Raw genomic sequence first — 20,171 nt, forward strand, 5'->3', positions numbered from 1 at the left:
GCGGGCCCGCACCGCACGCGGCGCGCGCATAAGCCCTGGCCGGCGGCGGCCCGTGTGCCCGCCGGCCGGCGCAAGCCCGGTCAACGTGCGGCGCTGCCCATGCCCGCCGCGGCGGGCAGGCTCCTGGCGACGATCAGCATGGCCGCCAGATAGGCCACGGCGATCAGGCTGAAGCAGATTTCCAGCCTGGCCGGCCAAGTTGCCAGCCCGTGCAGGGCCACGCCCATCGCCGCCACGCCCACTAGCACGCCGACCTGTCGATTGGCATTGAGCGCAGCCGCGGCGATGTTGGCATGATGCTGGCCGCCGAGCTGCATCATGGTGACCGTCATGGCCGGTATGGCCAGGCCGCAGCCCAGATTGGCCAGCGCCATCAGCACGGCGAAAACCCCATAGGGCATGTGCGCCGCGCCCGCCGCCAGGACGGCGGACAGCAGCGCCGCGACCGACAGGCCGGCCAGCATCGTGACGCGCGGGCTCCAGCGTGCACTGACGCGGCCCGAGAGCAAGTTGCCGATAGTGAACATGGCCATCAGCGGCAGCAGGGCGAGGCCAGTATGCCAGGCATTGGCATGCAGCGCGTCCTGCAGGTACAGGCTTACGAAAAACAGGCCGCCGAAGCCGCCGATATTGATGAACAGCCCCACGCCATTGATCGCGACGAAGCGCCTGTCGTCCTGCAGTTCCCGCGGAACAATGGGAGCCGCCGCGCGCCTCTCGCGCAGCGCGAATAGCGCCAGGCTCGTCCCGCCGAGCGCGGCCGCCGCCAAGATGGGCGCGGAGGTCCAGCCATAGGTCGAGCCCTCGATCAGCGCGAAGGCGACGCTCGCCAGCCCCGTCATGGCCAAGGCATGGCCGGCGCCGTTCAGCGCCTGGGTGTGCCGGGGCGATGCCTGGAGAAAGCGCAGGCTCATGATTGCGCCCACGATGCCTATGGGTATGTTGAGCCAGAAAATGCAGCGCCAGCCTGCCGCGGCGACGACAATGCCGCCCACCAGCGGACCGGTGGCGGCCGCCACCGAGACGATGGCGGACCACAGCGCCAGCACGCGGATGCGCGCGGCGTCCTCCGGATAGGCCTGGTTCAGCAGGCTCAGCGAGGCGGGCATGAACAGCGCTGCGCCCATGCCTTGCAACAGGCGCGCGCCGACCAGCACGGCAGCCGTGGGCGCCGCGCCGCACAAGGCGGAGGCGGCGACGAACAGGGCCAGCCCCGCCAGGTAGGCATTGCGTGCGCCGTAGCGGTTGGCCAGGGCGCCGCCGACCAGCAGCAGGGCGGCGAAGGCCAGTGTGTAGCCGTCCACGACCCAGACCAGGCCCGCCAGGCTCATGTGCAGGCTCGTCTGGATATGCGTCAGGGCCACGTTGACGACGGTGACATCGAGCATGGCCATGACGAAGCCCAGGGCCACGGCCAGCAGCGGCCAGGGGCCTGCACCCCGGGCCTGGGCGGCGGCCCGCGCCGGGGCCGGATATACGGCAGCGGCGGCAGTGCAGGAAGATTGCGTAGTCATGAAATTTGCCTCGAGAGACGATCGGACTTGCCGACTGGAGGCGCCATGCTACTCTCGTCTTTGCGATGCAAAAAAGCCATATAATCGCATTATAGTGATGCAAAAATGCATCATGATGCCAATTGTGGCGAGGCCAAATCCGGCTGCCAGCCTGGCCGGGCTGGGCCCCGGCAGGGCCTGCCGGTTTCATCTACTCCTCGCCAAGAATTCATTCTCTTTGGCGGCGCTTGCGGGATTCATGCATGGACTGGGACAACGCCAGGGTATTCCTCGCCATCTACCGCGTAGGCACGCTGCGCGGCGCCGCCGGGGTGCTGCAGATAGACCAGGCGACAGCCGGGCGGCGCCTGGCGGCGCTGGAAAAAACGCTCGGGGCCAGGCTGTTCCTGCACACGCCGGCGGGCTATGTGGCCACGCCTGCAGGCGAACTGGCCTTCCAGGCCGCCGAGCGCATGGAGCAGGCAGCGCACCAGTTGCAGCGCCAGATGCAGGGCACCGACGAACAACTGTCCGGCACAGTGCGGGTCGCCTGCACCGACGGCACGGCCGCCTACGCGATCATGCGCGCCATGCAAAAGCTGCACGCCGCGCATCCGGAGATCCGGGTGGTGCTGACTTCTTCATCGCAACTCAGCAATCTGACGCGGCGCGAGGCCGATCTCGCGGTGCGCGCCTTGCGCCCGGACAGTCCCGACCTGATCGCCCGGCGCCTGGCCAGGCTGGAGCTCGGCTTGTACGCGTCGCGTTCGTATCTGGCCGAACGCGGCATGCCGCGCCAGGGAAGCGCGCTCGAAGGCCACGACGTCGTCATCTACCAGCGCGAAGTGTTGCGCTACCAGAGCGAAACGCTATGCGGCGAGCCCATACGCAATGCCCGCGTGTCGATGGAAGTGAACACCAGCCTGATGCTGATGCATGCCGTGCGCAATGGCCTGGGCATCGGCGAACTGTCCCGTCCATTGGCCGAAACGGAGCCCGAACTGCGCCGCATCTGGCCGGACAAGGCGACGGTCTTTGACATGTGGCTGGTGCTGCACGGCGACCTCAACCGCAGCGCCCGGGTGCGCGCCGTGTCGGGCGCGATTACCGAGGTATTCGAAGAGCTGGCGGGGCGCTGAACGAGACTGGGCACGATCGATTGCGCCGTTCTTGCGCACGTGTAGAAAACAGGCGTGCCGCCCCGCGCCGGGGCAGCGCGACGAGGCCGCACCGTCTTCGCGCGCGCACGGAAAGTAGTACAGTGACATCGAGACGGCGCGCATGGCGCGGCAGCGCTCCCGGCTGCGCCCGTACGCTTATTTTCGGAACATCCACATGCCTCATCCCATCCGCCTTGCGATCAACGGCTACGGCCGCATAGGCCGCTGCTTCCTGCGCGCGCTGCACGAGTCGCCGCTGCGCGCTTCGTTCCAGGTCGTCGCCATCAACGAACCTGCCGATCTCGATTCCATGGCGTATCTGACGCGCTTCGATTCCACGCATGGAATATTCCCGGGCGAGGTGCGGCAACTGGATCAGGGCCTGGAGATCGACGGGGCGCCCATACGCGTCAGCCATGCCCGCAACCCCGAAGAGGTCGACTGGGCAGCGCTGGACATCGATATCCTCGTGGAATGCTCGGGCCAGTACGGCAAGCGCTCCGAACTGGAGCGTTTCCTGGCGGCGGGCTGCCCGCGGCTGCTGCTCTCGCACCCCGGGCGCAGCGCGCAAGACATCGATTTCACCTTGATATACGGAATCAACGACGGCGAACTCACGGGCCGCGAACGCCTGGTTTCCAACGCCTCTTGCACCACCAATGCCGTGGTGCCCGTATTGGACCAGTTGCACCGGGCCTTCGGCGTCGAGCATGCTTTCCTGAGCACGCTGCATTCGGTCATGAACGACCAGCCCCTGATCGACGGCTATCACCATTCCGACTTGCGGCGCACCCGCTCGGCCATGCAATCCATAGTCCCCGTGGCCACGGGGCTGGCCCAGGGGGTGGAGCGCTTCCTGCCGGCGCTGGCGGGCAAGGTACAGGCCAAGGCGATACGCGTGCCTACGCTGAACGTGTCGGCCATCGATATCATGGTGCAGCTTTCCCGGGACGCCAGCGGCGCAGAGCTCAACGCGCTGCTGCGCGCCGCGGCGCAACGCCAGCCGCGCCTGCAAGCCTATTCCGATGCGCCGCATGCCTCGGTGGATTTCAACCACGATCCGCATTCCGTCATCGTCGACGGCAGCCAGACGCGCATGAACGGGCCGCGCCTGGCCAATGTCTTCGTCTGGTTCGACAATGAATGGGGTTTCGCATGCAGGCTGCTGGACGCGGTGCAGGCCTGGTCGGCGCTGTTCGCTTCGCCCGCCGAAGAGCTGGCGGCCGCGGTATCGCGGCACGGCTGACGGACTGGCCTCCCGCAGGCCGGACTCCGTCCCGGGGCTTGGCGCCGGAACCCGCGTATGCCGGGCCCCGGGCGGCGGGGCCCGCCGTTGCCCGGAATGATATGCAATCCGGATGTATATTCAGAATCTTGTGTACATGAAAAGAGGGCGCGCATCCCGGCGCCCGCAAGCATAGCGACAAGGAGTTGCACAATGGCTTCAACCCGCGTTGAAAAAGATTCGATGGGCTCCATCGAGGTTCCCGCCGACCACTATTGGGGCGCGCAGACCCAGCGTTCGATACAGAACTTTCCCATAGGCGTGGCGCGCTTCAAATGGCAGGCGCCCATCATCGAGGCCCTGGGCATACTCAAGAAGTCCGCGGCCCTGGCCAATGCCGAACTGGGTGAACTGCCGCAGAACATCGCCGATCTCATCGTGCGTGCTGCCGACGAAGTCATACGCGGCGAGCGCAACGACGAATTCCCCTTGGTGGTGTTCCAGACCGGTTCCGGCACGCAGTCGAACATGAACGCCAACGAAGTCATCGCCAACCGCGCCATCGAACTGGCCGGCGGGGTCATGGGCAGCAAGGCGCCGGTGCATCCCAACGACCACGTCAACCGCGGCCAATCGTCCAACGACACGTTTCCCACGGCCATGCATATCGCCGTGGGCCGTGAACTGCAGCGACACCTGTTTCCCGCCGTCGAACTGCTGCGCGACACCCTGGCGGCCAAGTCCGCCCAGTACCAGGACATCGTCAAGACCGGCCGCACGCATCTGCAGGACGCCACGCCCATTACGCTGGGGCAGGAAATAGGCGGCTGGGTGGCCCAGCTCGATTTCGGCCTGGAAGTCATACGCCAGGCGCTGCCCGGCATCTACGACCTGGCCATCGGCGGCACCGCGGTCGGCACCGGCCTGAACGCCCATCCGCGCTTCGGCGACACGGCGGCGGCGCACATCGCCGAAATCACCGGGCTGCCGTTCCGCTCGGCCAAGAACAAGTTCTTCGCGCTGTCGGCGCACGACGCGCTGGTCAACCTGTCGGCCACCTTGCGCACCTTGGCCGGAGCGCTCATGAAGATGGCCAACGACGTGCGCTGGCTCGCCAGCGGCCCGCGTTGCGGCATAGGCGAATTGCACATACCGGACAACGAGCCCGGCTCGTCCATCATGCCGGGCAAGGTCAATCCCACCCAGTGCGAAGCCATGACCATGGTCTGCGTGCAGGTATTCGGCAACGACGCCGCCACGGCGTTCGCCGGCAGCCAGGGCAATTTCCAGCTCAATGTGTACAAGCCCGTGATGGTGCACAACGTGCTCGAAAGCATACAGTTGCTGGGCGATGCCTGCCGCGCCTTCAACGATCATTGCGCGGTCGGCATAGAGCCCAACCTGGACCGCATCGCCGCCAATCTCGAGAAGAACCTGATGCTGGTGACCGCGCTGAACCGCCACATAGGCTACGACAAGGCCGCCGCCATCGCCAAGAAGGCGCAGCACGAACAGACCACGCTGCGCAGCGCGGCGCTGGCCCTGGGCTACGTCACGGCCGAGCAGTACGACGAATGGATCGTGCCCATGGACATGACCCATCCCTGATCGGACGACAGCGGGGCTCGCCGCGGCGGGCTCCGCTGCACCTGGAACATCCGGGCATTCGGGGGTAGGGGCACAGAGAGCCTGCTCATCCCGAAAAAAGAGCCCGCCCCGCCATGAACAGGCCCTGATTCGAGACAGCCATGACGACTCGCATACAGATCAAGCGCGCTTACGAAGAGGCCGAGCCGTCCGACGGCTACCGGGCATTGGTCGACAGGCTATGGCCGCGCGGCCTGTCCAAGGAAAGCCTCAAGTTCGATGCCTGGTACAAGGACCTGGCTCCCAGCGCCGAGCTGCGCACCTGGTTTTCCCACAAGGTAGAGCACTGGGAGCAATTCAAGGACAGCTATCGCTCCGAGTTGCACGCGCCCGATCAAGAGGCGCGCATGCGCGAACTGCTGGCTGCTGCGGGCAAGCAAGAAATCACCTTGTTGTATGCGGCAAAAGACACCGAACACAACCAGGCAGTGGTGCTGGCCGAAGAACTCCGATCCCTGGGCGCGCCCGCGCATAAAAAGGCGCGGCGCACGGCGGCCTGAAACCGGCCGCTCCGTAATCAGTCCTCGGCTTCGCCGATGACGCCGAACTGCACCGGCACCTTCGAGTAGAACAGGCGCAGGCCGGGCTCGGCCTGCAAGGCCTGCAGGATCGCCTCGCATTCGCTTTCCGAGACCACCATGGTGATTTCTATCGGCTGGTCCGCAAGTTCGAAGAAGCGCGCCGAATGGACGCGGTGCTTGCTGCCCAGGCCTTCCTGCGCGGCGATCATGGTGGCGCCGCGGATCTGCATGGATTGCGCCAGGTCCAGCAGCCATTGGTGCAGGGCCTTGCCCTTGTGGCTGCGGCTCTGCTGCATGAAAAAGCTCAATTGATAACCGGTCATGGCGTTCCCCTTCAGGCTCGGGATACATACTGCACGATGAAAATGCCCAGCAAGGTGAGCGCGACCGACCCTATTACATGCAGGCCGATTTCCATGGCCGCCGCGCCTGCTTCGCCGCCTTGCAGCAGGGTTGCGGTTTCCAGCGAGAAAGTGGAAAACGTGGTCAGGCCACCCATGAAGCCCGTGATCACGGCCAGCCGCCATTCGGGCGGCAGTCCCGCGTGATTGCGGAAGAACTCGTTGGCCACGCCAATCAGCAGGCCGCCTACCAGGTTTGCGACCAGCGTGCCCAAGGGTATGGTGGGCCACACTGCATTGAGCGACATGCCCAGCACCCAGCGCAGCAGTGCGCCTAGCGCCGCCCCAATGGAAATGACGACAATCGCGCCGCTCATGGCCGGCTCCCGGCAGCGAGCCGTGCCTGGCCTTGCGGCGGACGATGGAGCATAAGGAATGCAAGCGCGCAACGAGCGCCTGTGCATGCGTAGGGATGTCGAGGAAATTGCCGCCTGTACGTGGTCATGAAACTAGATCCTTGTGTATGGGGACCCGGACCACGATTCGGACTCGTGCGCACACGCCCACAGCCCCTGTGGCCAGGAAACCTGTAGGCATCATCAGTCGGCGTACCGGCGGTTTCAGTGTTGCGACACTGGGAGGAATGCCATCTCCGTTGCGCGCAAAGTGTAGCAAGCAGCGCCATGCCGCGCAATTGCACGGCACGGGAGCGATGCCCGGTCGCTTGCGGCCACGCGTGAGCGCGGTGCTGCATCATGGCCGTGTCGATCGGTCCATATTACGGATAGGTGACTACCCGAATAGCGCTGCCGCTACTCTTGTTGAGGAATGGGCATTGCTCTATCATCAAGCCCGGATATCAGCCGGCACGTAGCCTGGGTCCATATCATGAACCCGTGGTATGAGCTCAGCCCCGGGCCCTGACAATAGGGACCCATGCCCGCGGCGGTATCCGGCATCACGCTTGCGCGGCTCACAAAGCCTGTGCGGGCGGCTACCCGTAATCGAAGCGCGGTGCGCCAAAAGCCACCGTATCTTTGCGAGGATTAACGCCATGAGCAGCAGGATCCTGGCGGTCGACGATAGAGACGTCGACTGCTTTCAATTGCATATCGCGGCAGGGCAGGGCATCTGGGCCGGCGTGCGCCAGGCGCTGGGCCAAGCCGGCATACACTGCGCGCAGATCGAATTCGGCTCCGGATGGCTGGATGCCTCGGTCTACCACACCGCGCCTCCCGAAACCTCGGGCAAGACCCTGGTCAAATATGGCGCCGGCATCGATGTCGGCAGGGCGCTGCTGCTGTCGGCCAATGCCACCTATGGCTATGGCAACGACGGGGCGCCGCTGCTGCATTGCCATGGCCTGCTGCTCGCAGCCGACGGCCGCATGCACGGCGGGCATCTGGATACGTCGCGCTGCATCGCCGGCGCGGCGGGGCTGCGTGCGCAGCTGATCGCCACGCGCAACAGCGGCTTCGAGCTCGACCTGGATCGCACCTCGAACATGCGCGTGTTCCACCCGGTGAAGCGACAGGAGGCCCGCCATGGAATCTAGGCTGGTCGGCGGCCGCTATGGCCGCGTGTTTTCCGCCAGGCTGTTGTGCAACGACGACCTGGTCGAAAGCATCGAAGAACTGTGCGCGGCCAATGGCGTGCGCAATGCCATAGTCAAGGGCGGCCTGGGCAGCCTGTTCAGGGCCAGGCTGGAACAGGCCGCGGCGGATCCGTCCAGGACCGTCGATGTGCAAGGCTATGCTGTGGAACTGTTGTCGCTGACCGGCAGCGTGGCCACCGATGCCGCGACGGGCCGGCCCAGGGCCGATTTGTTCGGCATCGTGGCGGACAACCGCGGCGCCTCTTACGCGGGCAAGTTCGTGCGTGGCGCTACGCCCACCTGCGTAACTGTCGAACTTACCGTGCAGGAATGGCTGCCCGAAGCCGCGCCGGAAATGACTTCAGTGCAATAGCTCTGCAAGCGCGGCAGCGCATTGGCGGCCGTACACTGCGCGCCATGGGCTGCCGGATCAGCCTTGGGACATTTCCAGGTGATCGAGGTATTCCGGCAGGCCCTTGAGCGTGGTGGCCGTCTTGCGCGGCGGAGAGTCCAGGCGTTCGATCGGCATGCCCTGGCGGTTCACCCAGTAGGGGCGGAATCCGTACCAGCCTGCGCCGGCGGCATCCCAGCCGTTGGCCGACACGAATACGATGCGCTGCGCCGGCACGCCCAGGGTGCGGCAGGCCAGTTCGTAGACCGCCGGAGCGGGCTTGTATTGCTGCACGGCGTCGGCGCTGAGCACGCGCGTGAAGAGGTTTTCCATGTGCGCGTTGGCGACCAGGGCTTGCAGCATGGCCGGGCTGCCATTGGACAGGATGGCGAGCTGGCGCTGCGATTCGCGCAATGTCATCAGGACTTCGAGCGTTTCGGCAAAAGGCGCAAGCTCGGTGTAGGCCTGCATCAGGCGGTGCCGGGCGCCGGGGTCCAGGGGCAGCATCAGCGCGTCGCAGGCATACTGCAGCGACGACTCGGTAACGGCCCAGAAATCGACGTAGCGTTCGCCCAGGGTGCGCAGGAAGGTATATTCGAGCTGCTTGCTGCGCCACAACTGCGAGAGCTGTGTGCCGCGCCCGGGAAACAGCCTTTCGATGGTCGATGCGGCGGAATGCACATCGAACAGGGTGCCGTAGGCATCGAACACCACGGCGTATGAGCTTGCGGACGGCATGAAGCACCTTCGGGACTGCAGCAGAGCTACCATATTGCCTCAAGTAGGCATTCGGGGCAATCCCACTTGACATTCCGTTTGATTTGCAGGGAATTAGGCCGGATGGCCGGCTTCGGGCACGCTGCGCCACGGGGCTCTTGCCCCGGCCCGCCGGGCCCGCCGGCCTCATGCTTCCGGCGGCGCGCGCCGTGTCCGGTCGCCATCCACGAAGCGATGTAACGATGTATGCTATTTCCGGCAGGCCCGAATGGACCGGGCCTGCCGGCAAGGGCGCCGGAAACTTTGCCGCCCCGGAGACGAAACATGAAGGCGCACACCCAGACCATACAAGAGCTGTATACCCGCAAGGTCGGCGGGGAAATTTTCCGCTACGAGCTGCGCTATACGCACGGCCACAGCGTCAAGTGGAGTGCGCACGTCTATCATGACGACGTCCTGAAGGGCACGCCCCAGGGCGTCATCGAAGATCACGACATGGACGAGGCGGCCTTGCGCCAGTACCTCGTCAGCTACGTCGAAGGGATGATAGAACGAGGCATGGGCATCGCGGAATAGGGCGTCGCCCCGCGCCCCTGGCCGGGCGCCCCAGGCCCCGTGCGGATACGCGATCGAAAAGACTAGAGCCTTGCTGCGCGTGGCCGCGGCGTTTGGGCCGATCGCGGCCATGCGCTGCGGATTTCCTGCCGATCACGAATCCGCATCAGTGGTGCGCTTGCGCCCACTTCTTGACGGCCGCCATGGTCTTGGCCACGTGGCCGTCGGGGTTGGAACTGCTGTATTCGTAATAGACCTTGTGATCCGGCGTAATCACATAGGATATACGGTTGGCCCGGCTGGCATTGAATGCGGCCTTGGCGTCGTAGGCGGCAATGATCTTGGCCTGCGGGTCGGCGCCCACCGGAAACTTGCTGCGGCACTCGCTGACCGAGAACTTGCGCAGTTTGTCCAGATTGTCGGCCGAGACCCCGAGCACGGTAGCGCCGTAGCGCTTGTATTCGTCGATCGCGTCGGCGAAATCGTGGGCCTCGATGGTGCAGCCCTTGGTGAAGGCCGCGGGATAGAAGTACAGGACCACCGGGCCCTTGCGCAGCGCCTTGTCGAGCGAAAAACCGAAAACCTTGCCGCCCAGCGTGGCCTGGACATTGAAGTCCGGCGCCGGGCTGCCTAACGCCAGGGCGGCCTGGCCGGTCGTCGGCAATGCCAGCATCAAGCTGCAGGCGCCGCAAGCCAATGCGCCGGATAAACGTAGCGATATCATGGTGTGCCTCGTTGCATGAGCGAGCCGGCCGATGCGGGCCGGCCCTGTGTCAATTAAAGCAGAGTTCGCGGGTTTCGGGCGTTTTTTTACCCTTTGCGCAGATCTGCGGCTACCAGGCTGCGGGGACCGACCCCGCGTTGCGTCCCCACTTCGGCTGGCCGACTGCTCGGGCCCCTGCGGCAGGCTTCAAGTTTCCGTGGTTTCCTGCATCTGTGCCCGCCGGTATGCGCCCAGCCTGTCTATCATCCAGCCGGGATATTCGGCCGGCAGCCGGCTCGCGGCGTCGAGGCGCGCAAGTTCGTCCGTGTCCAGCGCGATGTCCGTGGCCGCGATATTGTCCTGAAGCTGGTCCATGCGCCGGGCGCCGATGATCACGCTGGTCACGACGGGCTGGTGCAGCAGCCATGCCAGGGCGATCTGTGCCACCGAAACCTTGCGTTTTTCGGCCATGGGCCGCATCGCGTCTATGCAGTCGTAGGCGCGCTCCAGGTCTACCGGCGGGAAGTCGAAGCTGCGGCGCCGGCTTTCTTCTTGCGGCTGCGACTGCCGCCCGTACTTGCCGCTGAGCAGGCCGCCGGCCAGCGGGCTCCATACCATCAGCCCCACGTCTTCGCTTTGCAGGCAGGGCACGACTTCGCGTTCCAGGTCGCGGCCAGCCACGGTGTAATAGGCCTGCAGGGACTCGAAGCGCGCCAGCCCGCGTTCGCGCGAGATTCCCAGGGCTTTCATGATCTGCCAGGCGGCCCAGTTGGATACGCCCACATAGCGCACGAGCCCCTGGCGCACCAGGCTGTCGAGCGCCATGACCGTTTCCTCGATGGACGTGGCCGGATCGAAGCCGTGGACCTGGTAGAGGTCGACGTGGTCGAGCTGCAGCCGTTCCAGGCTGGCCTTGATGCCGTTCATGATGTGGTAGCGCGACAAGCCGCGCGAATTGGGCCCCTTGGTGCCGGTTTCGCCATGCACCTTGGTGGCGATCACCACGTTTTCGCGCGGCACGCTCAGGTTCCGGAGCGCCCGGCCGACCATGGTCTCGGAGCGTCCGTCCGAATAGATGTCAGCCGTGTCGATGAAGTTGATACCCTGTTCGAGCGCCTGCCCGACCAGGCGGTCGGCCTCGGCCTGGCCCAGATCGCCGATCTGCCGCCACATGCCGTCCTGGCCGCCGAAGGTCATGGTGCCCAGGCAGAGTTCCGAGACGAACAGGCCGGTGCGGCCGAATTTCCTATAGCGCATTGCGTAGACTCCCGGATTAGCGGCACGGCCGGCCGCGCGAACCTGTCCGCGCATGGCCGGCGCTGCGTGTCGATCCCTGTAATTTAAATCTTTTCTGTGGGTCTGCGCAGGCCGGCCCGGGCCGGGTCCTTCAGTGGGAGACCTGCATGGTCCGGAATTTCTTGCCGGCCAGGCTCGCCAGCAGGACCAGGCCGGTGGAAATCAGGATCATCACGATGCCGAGCGCCGACAGCTTGCCCCACAGGCCGTCATCGGCGAAGTTGAGGATCTGCACCGCCAGCACTTCGCTGCCGGGGCGCGACAGCACGACCGACACCGTCAGTTCGCGCAGGAACATCGTGGCCATCAGGATCCAGGCCGAGACTATGCCTGGTATCAGCAAGGGCACGATGATGCGGCGCAGGGTGGTCATCGGGCTCGCGCCGCACACCAGCGACGATTCCTCGAGATGGGAATGCAGCTGCACGAAGGCGCTGGCCAGCGGCCGCACGCCATAGGGCAGGTAGGTGGCTATATAGGCCAGCAGCAGCGCCGACAGCGTGGCGTACAGCGGCGTCTGCACGAAGAACCACATATAGCCTATGCCGATCACGATGCCCGGAAAAGCGAAGGACAGGAAGCTGAGCGATTCCAGCAGGCCGGCGGCGCGGGTGCGTACCTTGACGATCACGTAGGCCACGAATATCGACAGCAGCACGCCCAGGGTGGCGCCTACCACGCCCAGGAACACGCTGTTGCGCAAGGCCAGCAGCGACACCGGATCCTGCAGCACCTCGACCCAGTTCTTCCAGCTCATGAGCGAGAATGCGTGGGCGCTGGGCACCATCGCGTAGGGCACCAGCGAGGTATAGAGCAGCACCAGCACCGGCAGCACCGCCATGATCAGGCATAGCAGCGCCACCACGCAGAACAGCGGCCCGCGGGCGCGCTTGAGTTCGATGACGGCGGGGCGAAAGCCCCGGCCCGCAACCGTCACGAACTTGCCGCCGTCGGCGGTCAGCGCACGGTACAGCACGATCAGGCCTATGGAGGCCGCCAGCACGCTCATGCCCAGGGCCGCTGCGCGGCCATAGTCGGGCGCGAAACCCGTGGAGATCATCTGGAACAGATAGGTGGCCAGCACGTCTACCCGGCCGGGCGTGCCCAGTACGCGCGGCACGGCATAGGAGGCCAGGCTGCGCACGATGCCCAGCACGAAGGCCGCCAGAATGGCGGGCCGCAGCACCGGCAGCGTCACGCGCACCAGCGTGCGCCATACGCCCGCGCCGAACACGCGCGAAGATTCTTCCAGGGAAATGTCGAAGGACGACAGGGCGGGGGCAATGATCAGGTAGGCGATGGGCATGTTGAGCAGCCCCTCCACCAGGATCATGCCGGGCAGGGAATAGATATTGAATGGCGCGTGCTGCAGCGACAGCACGTCTTTCAGAAAAGTATTGAGCATCCCGTTGGAAGGGTTGAGCAGCAGCGCCCAGCTCACCGAGAACAGCACGTGCGGAATCATCATCGGGACGATGGACAGCACCGTGAACAGCGGCTTGAACGGAATGTCGGTGCGCGTGTTCAGGTACGCCAGGAACAGCGCCAGCACGGTCGCCAGCAGCGACGAGCCGAGCACGAAGACGACGGTATTGAAGAGCACGCCCAGCAGCGCCGGATCGGTGTAGGCGGCCACGTACTTGGCATAGGTCAGCTTGCCGAAGGCGGTCAGGCCCTGCGAAAAACTGCCCGCCAGCAGCATGGCCACGGGACACAGGGTCAGGAAGCCGACGATGGCGATGAGCAGCCAGGTCAGTTTGTTGCGGGAAGAATTCATACTCAGGCCGAGAGCAGCATGCAGTGGGCGGGCGCCACGCTCAGGTCGACTGTGTCGCCTTCGCGCACCGGCACGTCGGGATCGATGCGCGCGAGCAAGGTCCGGTCGCCCACGCGGATCTCGGCTTCGTAGACCTCGCCGACGAATTCCATGGAGCGGATGCTGCCCTTGAGCGGATTGCCGTCCGGGTCCTGGGCGCCGCGCGTGACGTGCAGGAACTCGGGCCGGATGCACAGTATGGTTTCGCTGCCGGCCGGCAGGTTGCGCTGCTGGCAGCGCAGCACGCCCAGGCCGGACTCGACCACGGTATGCCCTTGCTCGTGGGCGCGCACGCGCGCCGGCATCAGGTTGGCGCGGCCGATGAAATCGGCCACGAACTGGTGCTCGGCATCGAAATAAATCTTTTGCGGGCTGCCGATCTCGACGATATGCCCCTGCCGCATGACCGCGATCGAGTCGGACAAGGCCAGGGCCTCGACGCGGTCATGGGTGACGTAGACGGCCGTGATTTCCAGCGCGCCCAGGAAGCTGCGCAATTCCTTGCGGGTCTCTTCGCGCAGCTTGGCGTCCAGATTGGACAGCGGCTCGTCGAAAAGTATCACCTTGGGTTCGCCCACCAGCGCGCGCGCCAGGGCGACCCGCTGTTGCTGGCCGCCCGACAGGCGCGTGGCGGAACGCCGCTCGTAGCCTTCCAGTTGCACGAAGCGCAGCGTCTTGGCGACCTTGTCGCGTATGACGTCCTTGCTCATGCCCCGGACCTGCAGGGGGTAGGCCACATTGTCGAAGACGCTCATGTGCGGCCAGATCGCGTAGGTCTGGAACACCATGCCCAGGCCGCGCTTCTCGGGCGGGACGGCAATGCCCTTGGCCTTGGACCACACGACGTCGCCGCCGATGCGGATCTCGCCTTCGTCGGGCGTTTCGAGCCCGACTATGCAGCGCAGCAAGGTGGTCTTGCCGCAGCCGCTGGGCCCCAGCAGGGTGAAGAACTGGTTGGCGGGAATGACCAGGTCGACGCCGTCCAGCGCCTTGACTTTTTTGCCTTCGGAAACGTAGTGCTTGGTAAGGCCTTCGATGCGGATTTCCATGCTGGGCCGATTACTTGGCGAAGATCTGGCCGAACTGATGGCCCCATTTCTCGATTTCGGCGTCGGGCAGGTCGCGCACCGGCAGCACCTTCACCTTGTCTATGCCTTCGATGGGCGGATATACCCCCGGGGCCAGCACGTATTCGCCGACCTTGCTGGCGAGCAGGCCCATGGCCTTCTTGGACAGCCAGAACTCGAGGAAAGCCTTGGCCGCATTGGGATGCGGAGCATGCTGCGGCATGCCGATGGCACGCGGCGTGCCCAGCAGCGGCTGGCCCGAACGCGGACCCCAGGCCAGCGGCGCCGGAGCCTTGGTGACGATGTACTTGGGCATGGAAATGCCGATGAGCTTTTCGCCGCTTTCCACCGGCGCCGGCGTCGGGCCGAAGGAGGCCACGAACATGGGCTTGTTGGCCGCCAGCCCCTTCAGGTACTGCATCCAGTCGGATTCGGACTTGAACACCAGTTCTTTCAGGCCCACCAGCCAAGAGATCGTCGACGAGTGCGTGGAAGGATCGGCCATCACGATCTTGCCTTTCCATTTCGGGTCGGTAAGGTCTTCGTAGCGCTTGGGCGCGTCGGCGTCCTTGACGTGATCCGTGTTGTACAGGTAGGACACGTATTCGATGCCGAACATCGTCATGTGCGGATCCTTGCGCGCCCATTCGGGATAACCGGCAGCGGCGGGCGGCTGGTAGGCATCCAGCACATTCTGCGCGTTGAGCAGTTCGAGCATGGGGCGCGGCGCCTGCACCACGTCGGCCAGCAGCTTGCCGGCGGTGAATTCGGTCAGTATGGTGGGGATGAACTTCGAGCTGGATATGCGGGTGTATATGCCGTCGATGCCGGTATCGGCATTGAAGGCCTTCATGACGGCCGACACCGAAGTGATGTTGGCATAGAACACCGCCTTGCCCTCGGCCTTGCCCTTGGCAAAGATGTCGCTTTCGGCAGCCAGCGCCGGCGTCAGGCCCGGTATCCCGGCCAGCCCGGCCGCGCCCGCGAGTTTCAGGAATTCGCGGCGATCGATCTTGTTCATTGTCTTCATCCCCTTATTGGTGGCGGTTTTCGTGGATTCTGTGTCGTGCGACGGCCGGGCGCGCCGAACCGTCCTGGGCGAATCTTAGCGTGTAGATCAGGTCGATACAAGAAAATACGCAGCCGGCCGCTATCGGCAGCGGTGTCGCTGCGGACGAGGCCCTCGGGCGCGAAACCGGCCGGGGCAATGGCTCGTGGACGCTCATGCGTCGAGGGTGAAATGCCGCGGGATTGTGCACGATCATGTCTATCGTGCCGGAGCCTCAGGCTCGCGGGACCAGGCGCCGGGCGAGGCGCCGCACCGGCACCAGCAGGGCGACCGCGGCCAATTGCGTCAGCAGGCAGAATGCGACGGCGGCGGCTATGGAATGGTCGTAGAGGGCTCCGATCGCCACGCTGCCCGCGAACCAGAATACCCCATAGCCCGCGGTGAACAGGCCGAAGGCCGTGGCGCGCATATGCGGCGGCACCATGGGGGAAACCGCCGCGGGGATTATGGATTCGTGTACCCCCATGCCCAGGCCCCACAGGATGGCGCCCGGCAGCACCAGCCAGAAATTGCCCAGGAACACCAGCGGCGCGAAAGCGGCGCACAGCACGCTCAGGACGATCAGCACCACGAAACCGTAACGGTCGAACAGCAAGCCGAACAATAGCGAGCCGGCACCGCTGGCGCCCATGGCGATGGCATACAGGGCCGCCACCCACATGCCGGGCGCTACATTCGTACGGCTGAAGTGATAGGCAAGCAAGGGATAATCGGCAAAACCCGCGGCCATCAGCCCCGCAGCGACCAGGTATAGCCAGAATACCCCAGGCAACTCGCGGCGTGCGCCGGACGCGCCCGAGCTTTCGGCCATGTCCTGCGGCTGGGGATACAACACGCGGGCCAGGCCCAGCACACACCAGTTGAGCAGCGCCGGAATCGCCAGCACAGCGAAGGCCATGCGATAGTCGCCGTGGCGCGCGAGCAGCCAGGCCACCAGCAGCGGGCCGCACAATGCGCCGAGCTGATCCAGGGCTTCGTGCAGGCCGAAGGCCCAGCCGTAGCCGCCGATGTGCTGACCCGCATATGAAAGCATGGCGTCGCGCGGAGGGTTGCGGATGGCCTTGCCGATGCGCTCGATGATGATGAGCGCAGCAGCCTCGGGCCAGGTGCGTGCCAAGGCCAGGGCCGGCACCGCCGCCATCTGCACGAGATATCCAACGATGGTGATGAGCCAGAACCTGCGGGAGGTATCGGCTGCGCGTCCCGATACCCAGCGCAGCGCATAGCCTGCCAGCTCGCCGAAGCCTGTCACGGCGCCGACCACCAGGGCGCTGGCCTGCAAGCTGGCAAGAAATGGGCCGAGGATGCTGCGCGCGCCTTCGTAGGTGAAGTCGGCGAAAAAGCTGAGCGCCCCGATCAAGAGCACGAAGCGGTAAGCCATCCGGCGTGCATCGGGTGCGGCGGCAGGCGAGCGGCGGGATTCCGGAGTTTGGGTATGCGCCATATCGAGATCTTGCACAGTTTTTTTACTTTTGATGCGGCATTTCTTACGCCGTTGCCGCCGGTGCCTTTTATTCCGGGAGTCGGGGCCGTGCCCCGGCGCCGGCGTCGCGGGCCCTAGGCTTCGGGAGCCAGGCCTTCCAGGTGCGCGGTGTCGTTGACGCCGCGCACTTGTACGCGCCGCCCCTGGATCTCGATGTAGTTGATGCAGCATGGGCTTTGCGCAAGCAGCCAATATGCGGATAGAGGCTGGTCGAGCAGTTGCAGCAACAGCGCGCGGTTCACACTGTCGTGGCCGACGAGCAGCGCGACGTCGGCGGCTCCGGGGTGGCGCTGCAGCACATCGCGCAGGCCGTCCGCAGTGCGCGCCACCAGATCCTGCAGCGACTCGCCGCCGGGGAGCCTGATCAACTGCGGGCTGCCGCGCCAGCCCGCATACAGATCGGGCCAACGCTTCTTGACTTCTTCGTGGGTCAGGCCCTGCCATTGGCCATAGTCCAGGTCTTGCAGGCCCTGCAGCGGCCGAGGCTCCAGCTTCAGGAGCCGGGCGAGCGGCTCGGCGGTCTGCCGGCAACGCCCCATGGGACTGGTATAGAGCGATACGGCGGCGGGAAAGCGCGCCGCGACGCGGCCTGCCAGCCGCTCGGCCTGGAGTTTTCCCAAGGCACTGAGGTCGAGTTCGGCGCGTCCGCGAAAACGCGCAGGGAGTATGCCGTCGACGTGTCCGTGGCGCATGAGTATCAAGGTGGTCATCTCAGTCCCCCGGCTGCCCTATGGTGCCGAACTGGACAGGCGTCTTGGCATAGAACAGGTTCAGTTCGGGTTCGGCCAGCAGCCGCTGCATGATGGCGTCGCATTCCTGGTCGGAGACCACCATGGTGATTTCCACCGGCTGCTCGGTGAGGTCGAAGAAATGCGCCGAATGCAGCCTGTGGTGATGGCCGACTCCCTCCTGGGCGATGAATACCGTGACGCCGCGTATCTGCATGGATTGCGCGAGCTCCAGCAGCCATTGATGCAGCGGACGATGGTTGTGGACATGGCTTTGCTGGGTAAAGAACGTAAGTTGGTATCCCTTCATCATGATGGCATTCCCTCTCTTTCTGTGTTTACGTGGTCAATGACGGTGGTGGATCTGCAAGAGGATTGGTGGACGCGTCGGCGGGGCGCCGCGGCATCGGCGGGCGGGCGTGGCGCCGCATGCTCAGATGCCGCGCGCCAGGAAGCGCACCAGCACGACGCCCAGCAGAGTCAGGCACACGGAGCCCGTCACATGTATGCCGATCTCGAACGCGGCCGTAGCCAGTTCGCGGCTCTGTATCAGCGTGGCGGTTTCCATGGAGAAAGTGGAGAAGGTCGTCAGGCCGCCCATGAAGCCGGTAATGACGAACAAGCGCCATTCGGGCGCCAGGCCGGCGTAATGGCGGAAGAATTCGTTGGCCACGCCGATCAGCAGGCCGCCCACGAGATTGGCCGCCAGGGTTCCCAGCGGAATAACCGGCCATACGGAATTGAGCGCCATGCTCAGCGCCCAGCGCAGCAGGGCGCCGAGCGCGGCCCCGACGGCGATCGCAATGACGGAGCTCAGCATGGCTCAGCCTTGCGTGCGCGAGTCTTCGGGCGTCTGCCCGGCAGCGGGCGAAGCGCGCAAGCGGCAGGACAACTGGGTAGAGGAGGAATGGGGGAAAGCGGAGCTGCACGGTGTCATGGCGCCAGATGTTTTCAATACTTGAATACGACCCGGTCGACACCGCGAGGCAAATCATTTCCTGCAGTTCCGCACCGGGACCATGCAGGCATCATCATCCGGAACTAAGCCGGCGTTTATCGGAGGAATGCCATCTCCGTAGGGCATTCATTGTATCAACGAGGGTAGGGCTGCGCAATTTAAAAATGCGTCTGCACTTGCGCCTGTTGCGCGGATATAGCCAAGTGCGCGCAGCGCATTGCGCAAACATGGACTGGCCTGTAAACTTGATCGCAAGGAGATGGCATTCCTCCTCAAAACCGCCACCATACCGGCTAATGATGCCTACCTGTTCTTGCCTCCCCATACGGGGAAAAGGATTGGTGATGCCGGTGTCCAAAGTCCCGATAAGTTCCCAGCTTCCATGCCCGCGCAACGCCCGCCTACGCGACGTGTCGTACCGCGGCCGGCATCTTCGGCGCGCGCCCTGAGCGAGGATGCGACATGGTACGGGACATCTTGCTTCAGATCGCACAGGTTGCCACCGTCGTCATTTTCGCCCCTTTGCTGCAGGGCCTGATCCTGCAGTGGCAGGAGCGGGTACAGCGCGCACAGGGGCCCGGCATCTGGCAGCCGTATCGTGATTTATGGAAGCTCTTCCACAAGGAAATCGTGGTTCCGCAGACCGCCGGCTTCATCTATTGGCTGGCGCCGATACTGGCCTTCACCTGCATGCTGACGGTGCCGATGCTGATCCCGGTGCTGACCAACTATCCCTTGCCGCAGTCCGACATGGGAGACCTGCTGGGCGGCGGCTTCGTGCTGACGCTGGGCGCGTTCATGATTTCCCTGGCGGGCCTGGATTCCGGCAGCGCATACGGCGGCATAGGCTCGTCGCGCTCGGTCATGCTCGGAATTCTCGCGGAACCCACGCTCATCCTGGTGTTCGTCGGCATTACGCTGCTGGCCAAATCCATGTTGCCGTTCGTGGTCAACCATCTGCTGGTGCAGCAGCCAGAAGTCTACTGGGGCCCCGCGCATCTGTTCCTGGTGGCCGCTTTCTTCATCCTGCTGCTGGTCGAGACCGACAGGCTGCCCATACATTCCAGCACCCACATCGAGGTCTACATGATCGAAGAGGCGCGCATCCTGGAATATTCCGGCCCGCTGCTCGCGCTGCTGAAGTGGGGCTCGATGATGAAGCAGTTCATCCTGTACACGATTTTCTGCAATGTGCTGGTGCTGCCCTGGGGCCTTTCGTACAAGGGCGAAGCGCTAGGTGTATTGGGATCGTTGCTGGCGCTGGGCCTGAAATTCATGCTGGTCTCGCTGGTCGTGGTGTTTGTCGAGACGGCGCAATCCAGGTTGCGCTACTACCGCTACCAGGAACCCCTGGCGGCATCGTTCCTGCTGGCCATATTGGCCATCGTCGCCAACCAGGTGAGGTGA

At 64.7% G+C, this 20,171-nt stretch carries 22 protein-coding genes and 3 riboswitches; of the genes, 9 read left to right on the forward strand and 13 right to left on the reverse strand.

Annotated features, from left to right (window positions below; translation table 11 throughout):
• Window positions 1–80 precede the first annotated feature (80 nt).
• Window positions 81–1,514, reverse strand: coding sequence for an MFS transporter (locus tag KVP10_RS01185; RefSeq protein ID WP_217962634.1), 1,434 nt, complete (start codon window positions 1,512–1,514; stop codon window positions 81–83).
• Window positions 1,515–1,756: 242 nt separating this feature from the next.
• Between KVP10_RS01185 and KVP10_RS01190 the strand changes: the two genes are divergently transcribed.
• From KVP10_RS01190 to KVP10_RS01205, 4 genes are all read left to right on the forward strand, one after another.
• Window positions 1,757–2,632 (forward strand): LysR family transcriptional regulator, encoded by an 876-nt coding sequence (locus tag KVP10_RS01190; RefSeq protein WP_217962635.1) that lies wholly within the window; start codon window positions 1,757–1,759, stop codon window positions 2,630–2,632.
• Between the two features lie 196 nt (window positions 2,633–2,828).
• Window positions 2,829–3,899: a type I glyceraldehyde-3-phosphate dehydrogenase gene (locus KVP10_RS01195; RefSeq protein ID WP_217962636.1), complete on the forward strand. Its 1,071-nt coding sequence runs from the start codon at window positions 2,829–2,831 to the stop codon at window positions 3,897–3,899.
• A gap of 192 nt (window positions 3,900–4,091) precedes the next feature.
• Window positions 4,092–5,486, forward strand: a complete 1,395-nt coding sequence (gene fumC / locus KVP10_RS01200) for a class II fumarate hydratase (RefSeq protein WP_217962637.1) — start codon at window positions 4,092–4,094, stop codon at window positions 5,484–5,486.
• Between the two features lie 140 nt (window positions 5,487–5,626).
• Window positions 5,627–6,025, forward strand: a complete 399-nt coding sequence (locus KVP10_RS01205) for a DUF488 domain-containing protein (RefSeq protein WP_217962638.1) — start codon at window positions 5,627–5,629, stop codon at window positions 6,023–6,025.
• A gap of 17 nt (window positions 6,026–6,042) precedes the next feature.
• On the opposite strand, the gene KVP10_RS01210 is transcribed toward KVP10_RS01205, so the two are convergent.
• Window positions 6,043–6,369: a DUF190 domain-containing protein gene (locus KVP10_RS01210; RefSeq protein ID WP_217962639.1), complete on the reverse strand. Its 327-nt coding sequence runs from the start codon at window positions 6,367–6,369 to the stop codon at window positions 6,043–6,045.
• Between the two features lie 11 nt (window positions 6,370–6,380).
• A complete protein-coding gene (crcB, locus tag KVP10_RS01215; protein ID WP_217962640.1) occupies window positions 6,381–6,764 on the reverse strand; it encodes a fluoride efflux transporter CrcB in 384 nt (127 codons plus the stop codon).
• A 206-nt stretch (window positions 6,765–6,970) separates the two neighbouring features.
• Window positions 6,971–7,050, reverse strand: a riboswitch (Fluoride riboswitch).
• Between the two features lie 391 nt (window positions 7,051–7,441).
• Between crcB (KVP10_RS01215) and KVP10_RS01220 the strand changes: the two genes are divergently transcribed.
• Together KVP10_RS01220 and KVP10_RS01225 are read left to right on the forward strand one after the other, a co-directional pair.
• Entirely contained in the window at window positions 7,442–7,942 is a 501-nt protein-coding gene (locus KVP10_RS01220) for a PCC domain-containing protein (protein ID WP_217962641.1), read from the forward strand.
• A complete protein-coding gene (locus KVP10_RS01225) occupies window positions 7,932–8,354 on the forward strand; it encodes a PPC domain-containing DNA-binding protein (RefSeq protein ID WP_217962642.1) in 423 nt (140 codons plus the stop codon). The genes KVP10_RS01220 and KVP10_RS01225 overlap by 11 nt, the downstream gene beginning before the upstream one ends.
• Before the next feature lie 57 nt (window positions 8,355–8,411).
• Here the strand turns inward: KVP10_RS01225 and KVP10_RS01230 are convergent, their stop codons facing one another.
• Window positions 8,412–9,110, reverse strand: coding sequence for a haloacid dehalogenase type II (locus tag KVP10_RS01230; protein WP_217962643.1), 699 nt, complete (start codon window positions 9,108–9,110; stop codon window positions 8,412–8,414).
• A gap of 303 nt (window positions 9,111–9,413) precedes the next feature.
• Between KVP10_RS01230 and KVP10_RS01235 the strand changes: the two genes are divergently transcribed.
• Window positions 9,414–9,665: a hypothetical protein gene (locus KVP10_RS01235; protein WP_217962644.1), complete on the forward strand. Its 252-nt coding sequence runs from the start codon at window positions 9,414–9,416 to the stop codon at window positions 9,663–9,665.
• Window positions 9,666–9,810: 145 nt separating this feature from the next.
• Here the strand turns inward: KVP10_RS01235 and KVP10_RS01240 are convergent, their stop codons facing one another.
• The 9 genes from KVP10_RS01240 to crcB (KVP10_RS01280) all read right to left on the reverse strand — a co-directional run bounded on the left by KVP10_RS01240 (window position 9,811) and on the right by crcB (KVP10_RS01280) (window position 18,626).
• Complete coding sequence (locus KVP10_RS01240) at window positions 9,811–10,368, reverse strand: peroxiredoxin (RefSeq protein ID WP_217962645.1); 558 nt, start codon at window positions 10,366–10,368, stop codon at window positions 9,811–9,813.
• 186 nt (window positions 10,369–10,554) lie between these two features.
• Window positions 10,555–11,604 (reverse strand): aldo/keto reductase, encoded by a 1,050-nt coding sequence (locus KVP10_RS01245; RefSeq protein ID WP_217962646.1) that lies wholly within the window; start codon window positions 11,602–11,604, stop codon window positions 10,555–10,557.
• 130 nt (window positions 11,605–11,734) lie between these two features.
• Window positions 11,735–13,420 carry an ABC transporter permease gene (locus tag KVP10_RS01250; RefSeq protein ID WP_246600233.1) on the reverse strand — a complete coding sequence of 562 codons (1,686 nt, stop codon included), beginning with the start codon at window positions 13,418–13,420 and terminating at the stop codon, window positions 11,735–11,737.
• A 2-nt stretch (window positions 13,421–13,422) separates the two neighbouring features.
• A complete protein-coding gene (locus KVP10_RS01255; protein ID WP_217962647.1) occupies window positions 13,423–14,508 on the reverse strand; it encodes an ABC transporter ATP-binding protein in 1,086 nt (361 codons plus the stop codon).
• Window positions 14,509–14,518: 10 nt separating this feature from the next.
• Entirely contained in the window at window positions 14,519–15,547 is a 1,029-nt protein-coding gene (locus tag KVP10_RS01260) for an ABC transporter substrate-binding protein (protein ID WP_217962648.1), read from the reverse strand.
• 262 nt (window positions 15,548–15,809) lie between these two features.
• Entirely contained in the window at window positions 15,810–16,976 is a 1,167-nt protein-coding gene (locus KVP10_RS01265; RefSeq protein ID WP_217962649.1) for an MFS transporter, read from the reverse strand.
• Window positions 16,977–17,152: 176 nt separating this feature from the next.
• Entirely contained in the window at window positions 17,153–17,788 is a 636-nt protein-coding gene (locus KVP10_RS01270) for a histidine phosphatase family protein (protein ID WP_217962650.1), read from the reverse strand.
• A 1-nt stretch (window position 17,789) separates the two neighbouring features.
• The gene (locus tag KVP10_RS01275; RefSeq protein WP_343218670.1) at window positions 17,790–18,119 is read right to left on the reverse strand and encodes a DUF190 domain-containing protein; all 330 of its coding nucleotides are present in this window, start codon (window positions 18,117–18,119) and stop codon (window positions 17,790–17,792) included.
• A gap of 120 nt (window positions 18,120–18,239) precedes the next feature.
• A complete protein-coding gene (gene crcB, locus KVP10_RS01280) occupies window positions 18,240–18,626 on the reverse strand; it encodes a fluoride efflux transporter CrcB (protein WP_217962651.1) in 387 nt (128 codons plus the stop codon).
• Here crcB (KVP10_RS01280) and KVP10_RS01285 point away from each other — a divergent pair.
• Together KVP10_RS01285 and KVP10_RS01290 are read left to right on the forward strand one after the other, a co-directional pair.
• Entirely contained in the window at window positions 18,625–18,768 is a 144-nt protein-coding gene (locus tag KVP10_RS01285; RefSeq protein ID WP_217962652.1) for a hypothetical protein, read from the forward strand. The genes crcB (KVP10_RS01280) and KVP10_RS01285 overlap by 2 nt on opposite strands.
• Before the next feature lie 53 nt (window positions 18,769–18,821).
• A riboswitch (Fluoride riboswitch) is annotated at window positions 18,822–18,890 on the reverse strand.
• 120 nt (window positions 18,891–19,010) lie between these two features.
• Window positions 19,011–19,077, forward strand: a riboswitch (Fluoride riboswitch).
• 149 nt (window positions 19,078–19,226) lie between these two features.
• Window positions 19,227–20,171: a respiratory chain complex I subunit 1 family protein gene (locus KVP10_RS01290; protein WP_217962653.1), complete on the forward strand. Its 945-nt coding sequence runs from the start codon at window positions 19,227–19,229 to the stop codon at window positions 20,169–20,171.

The sequence above is a fragment of the Candidimonas humi genome, assembly GCF_019166065.1.
Classification (GTDB): domain Bacteria; phylum Pseudomonadota; class Gammaproteobacteria; order Burkholderiales; family Burkholderiaceae_B; genus Candidimonas; species Candidimonas humi.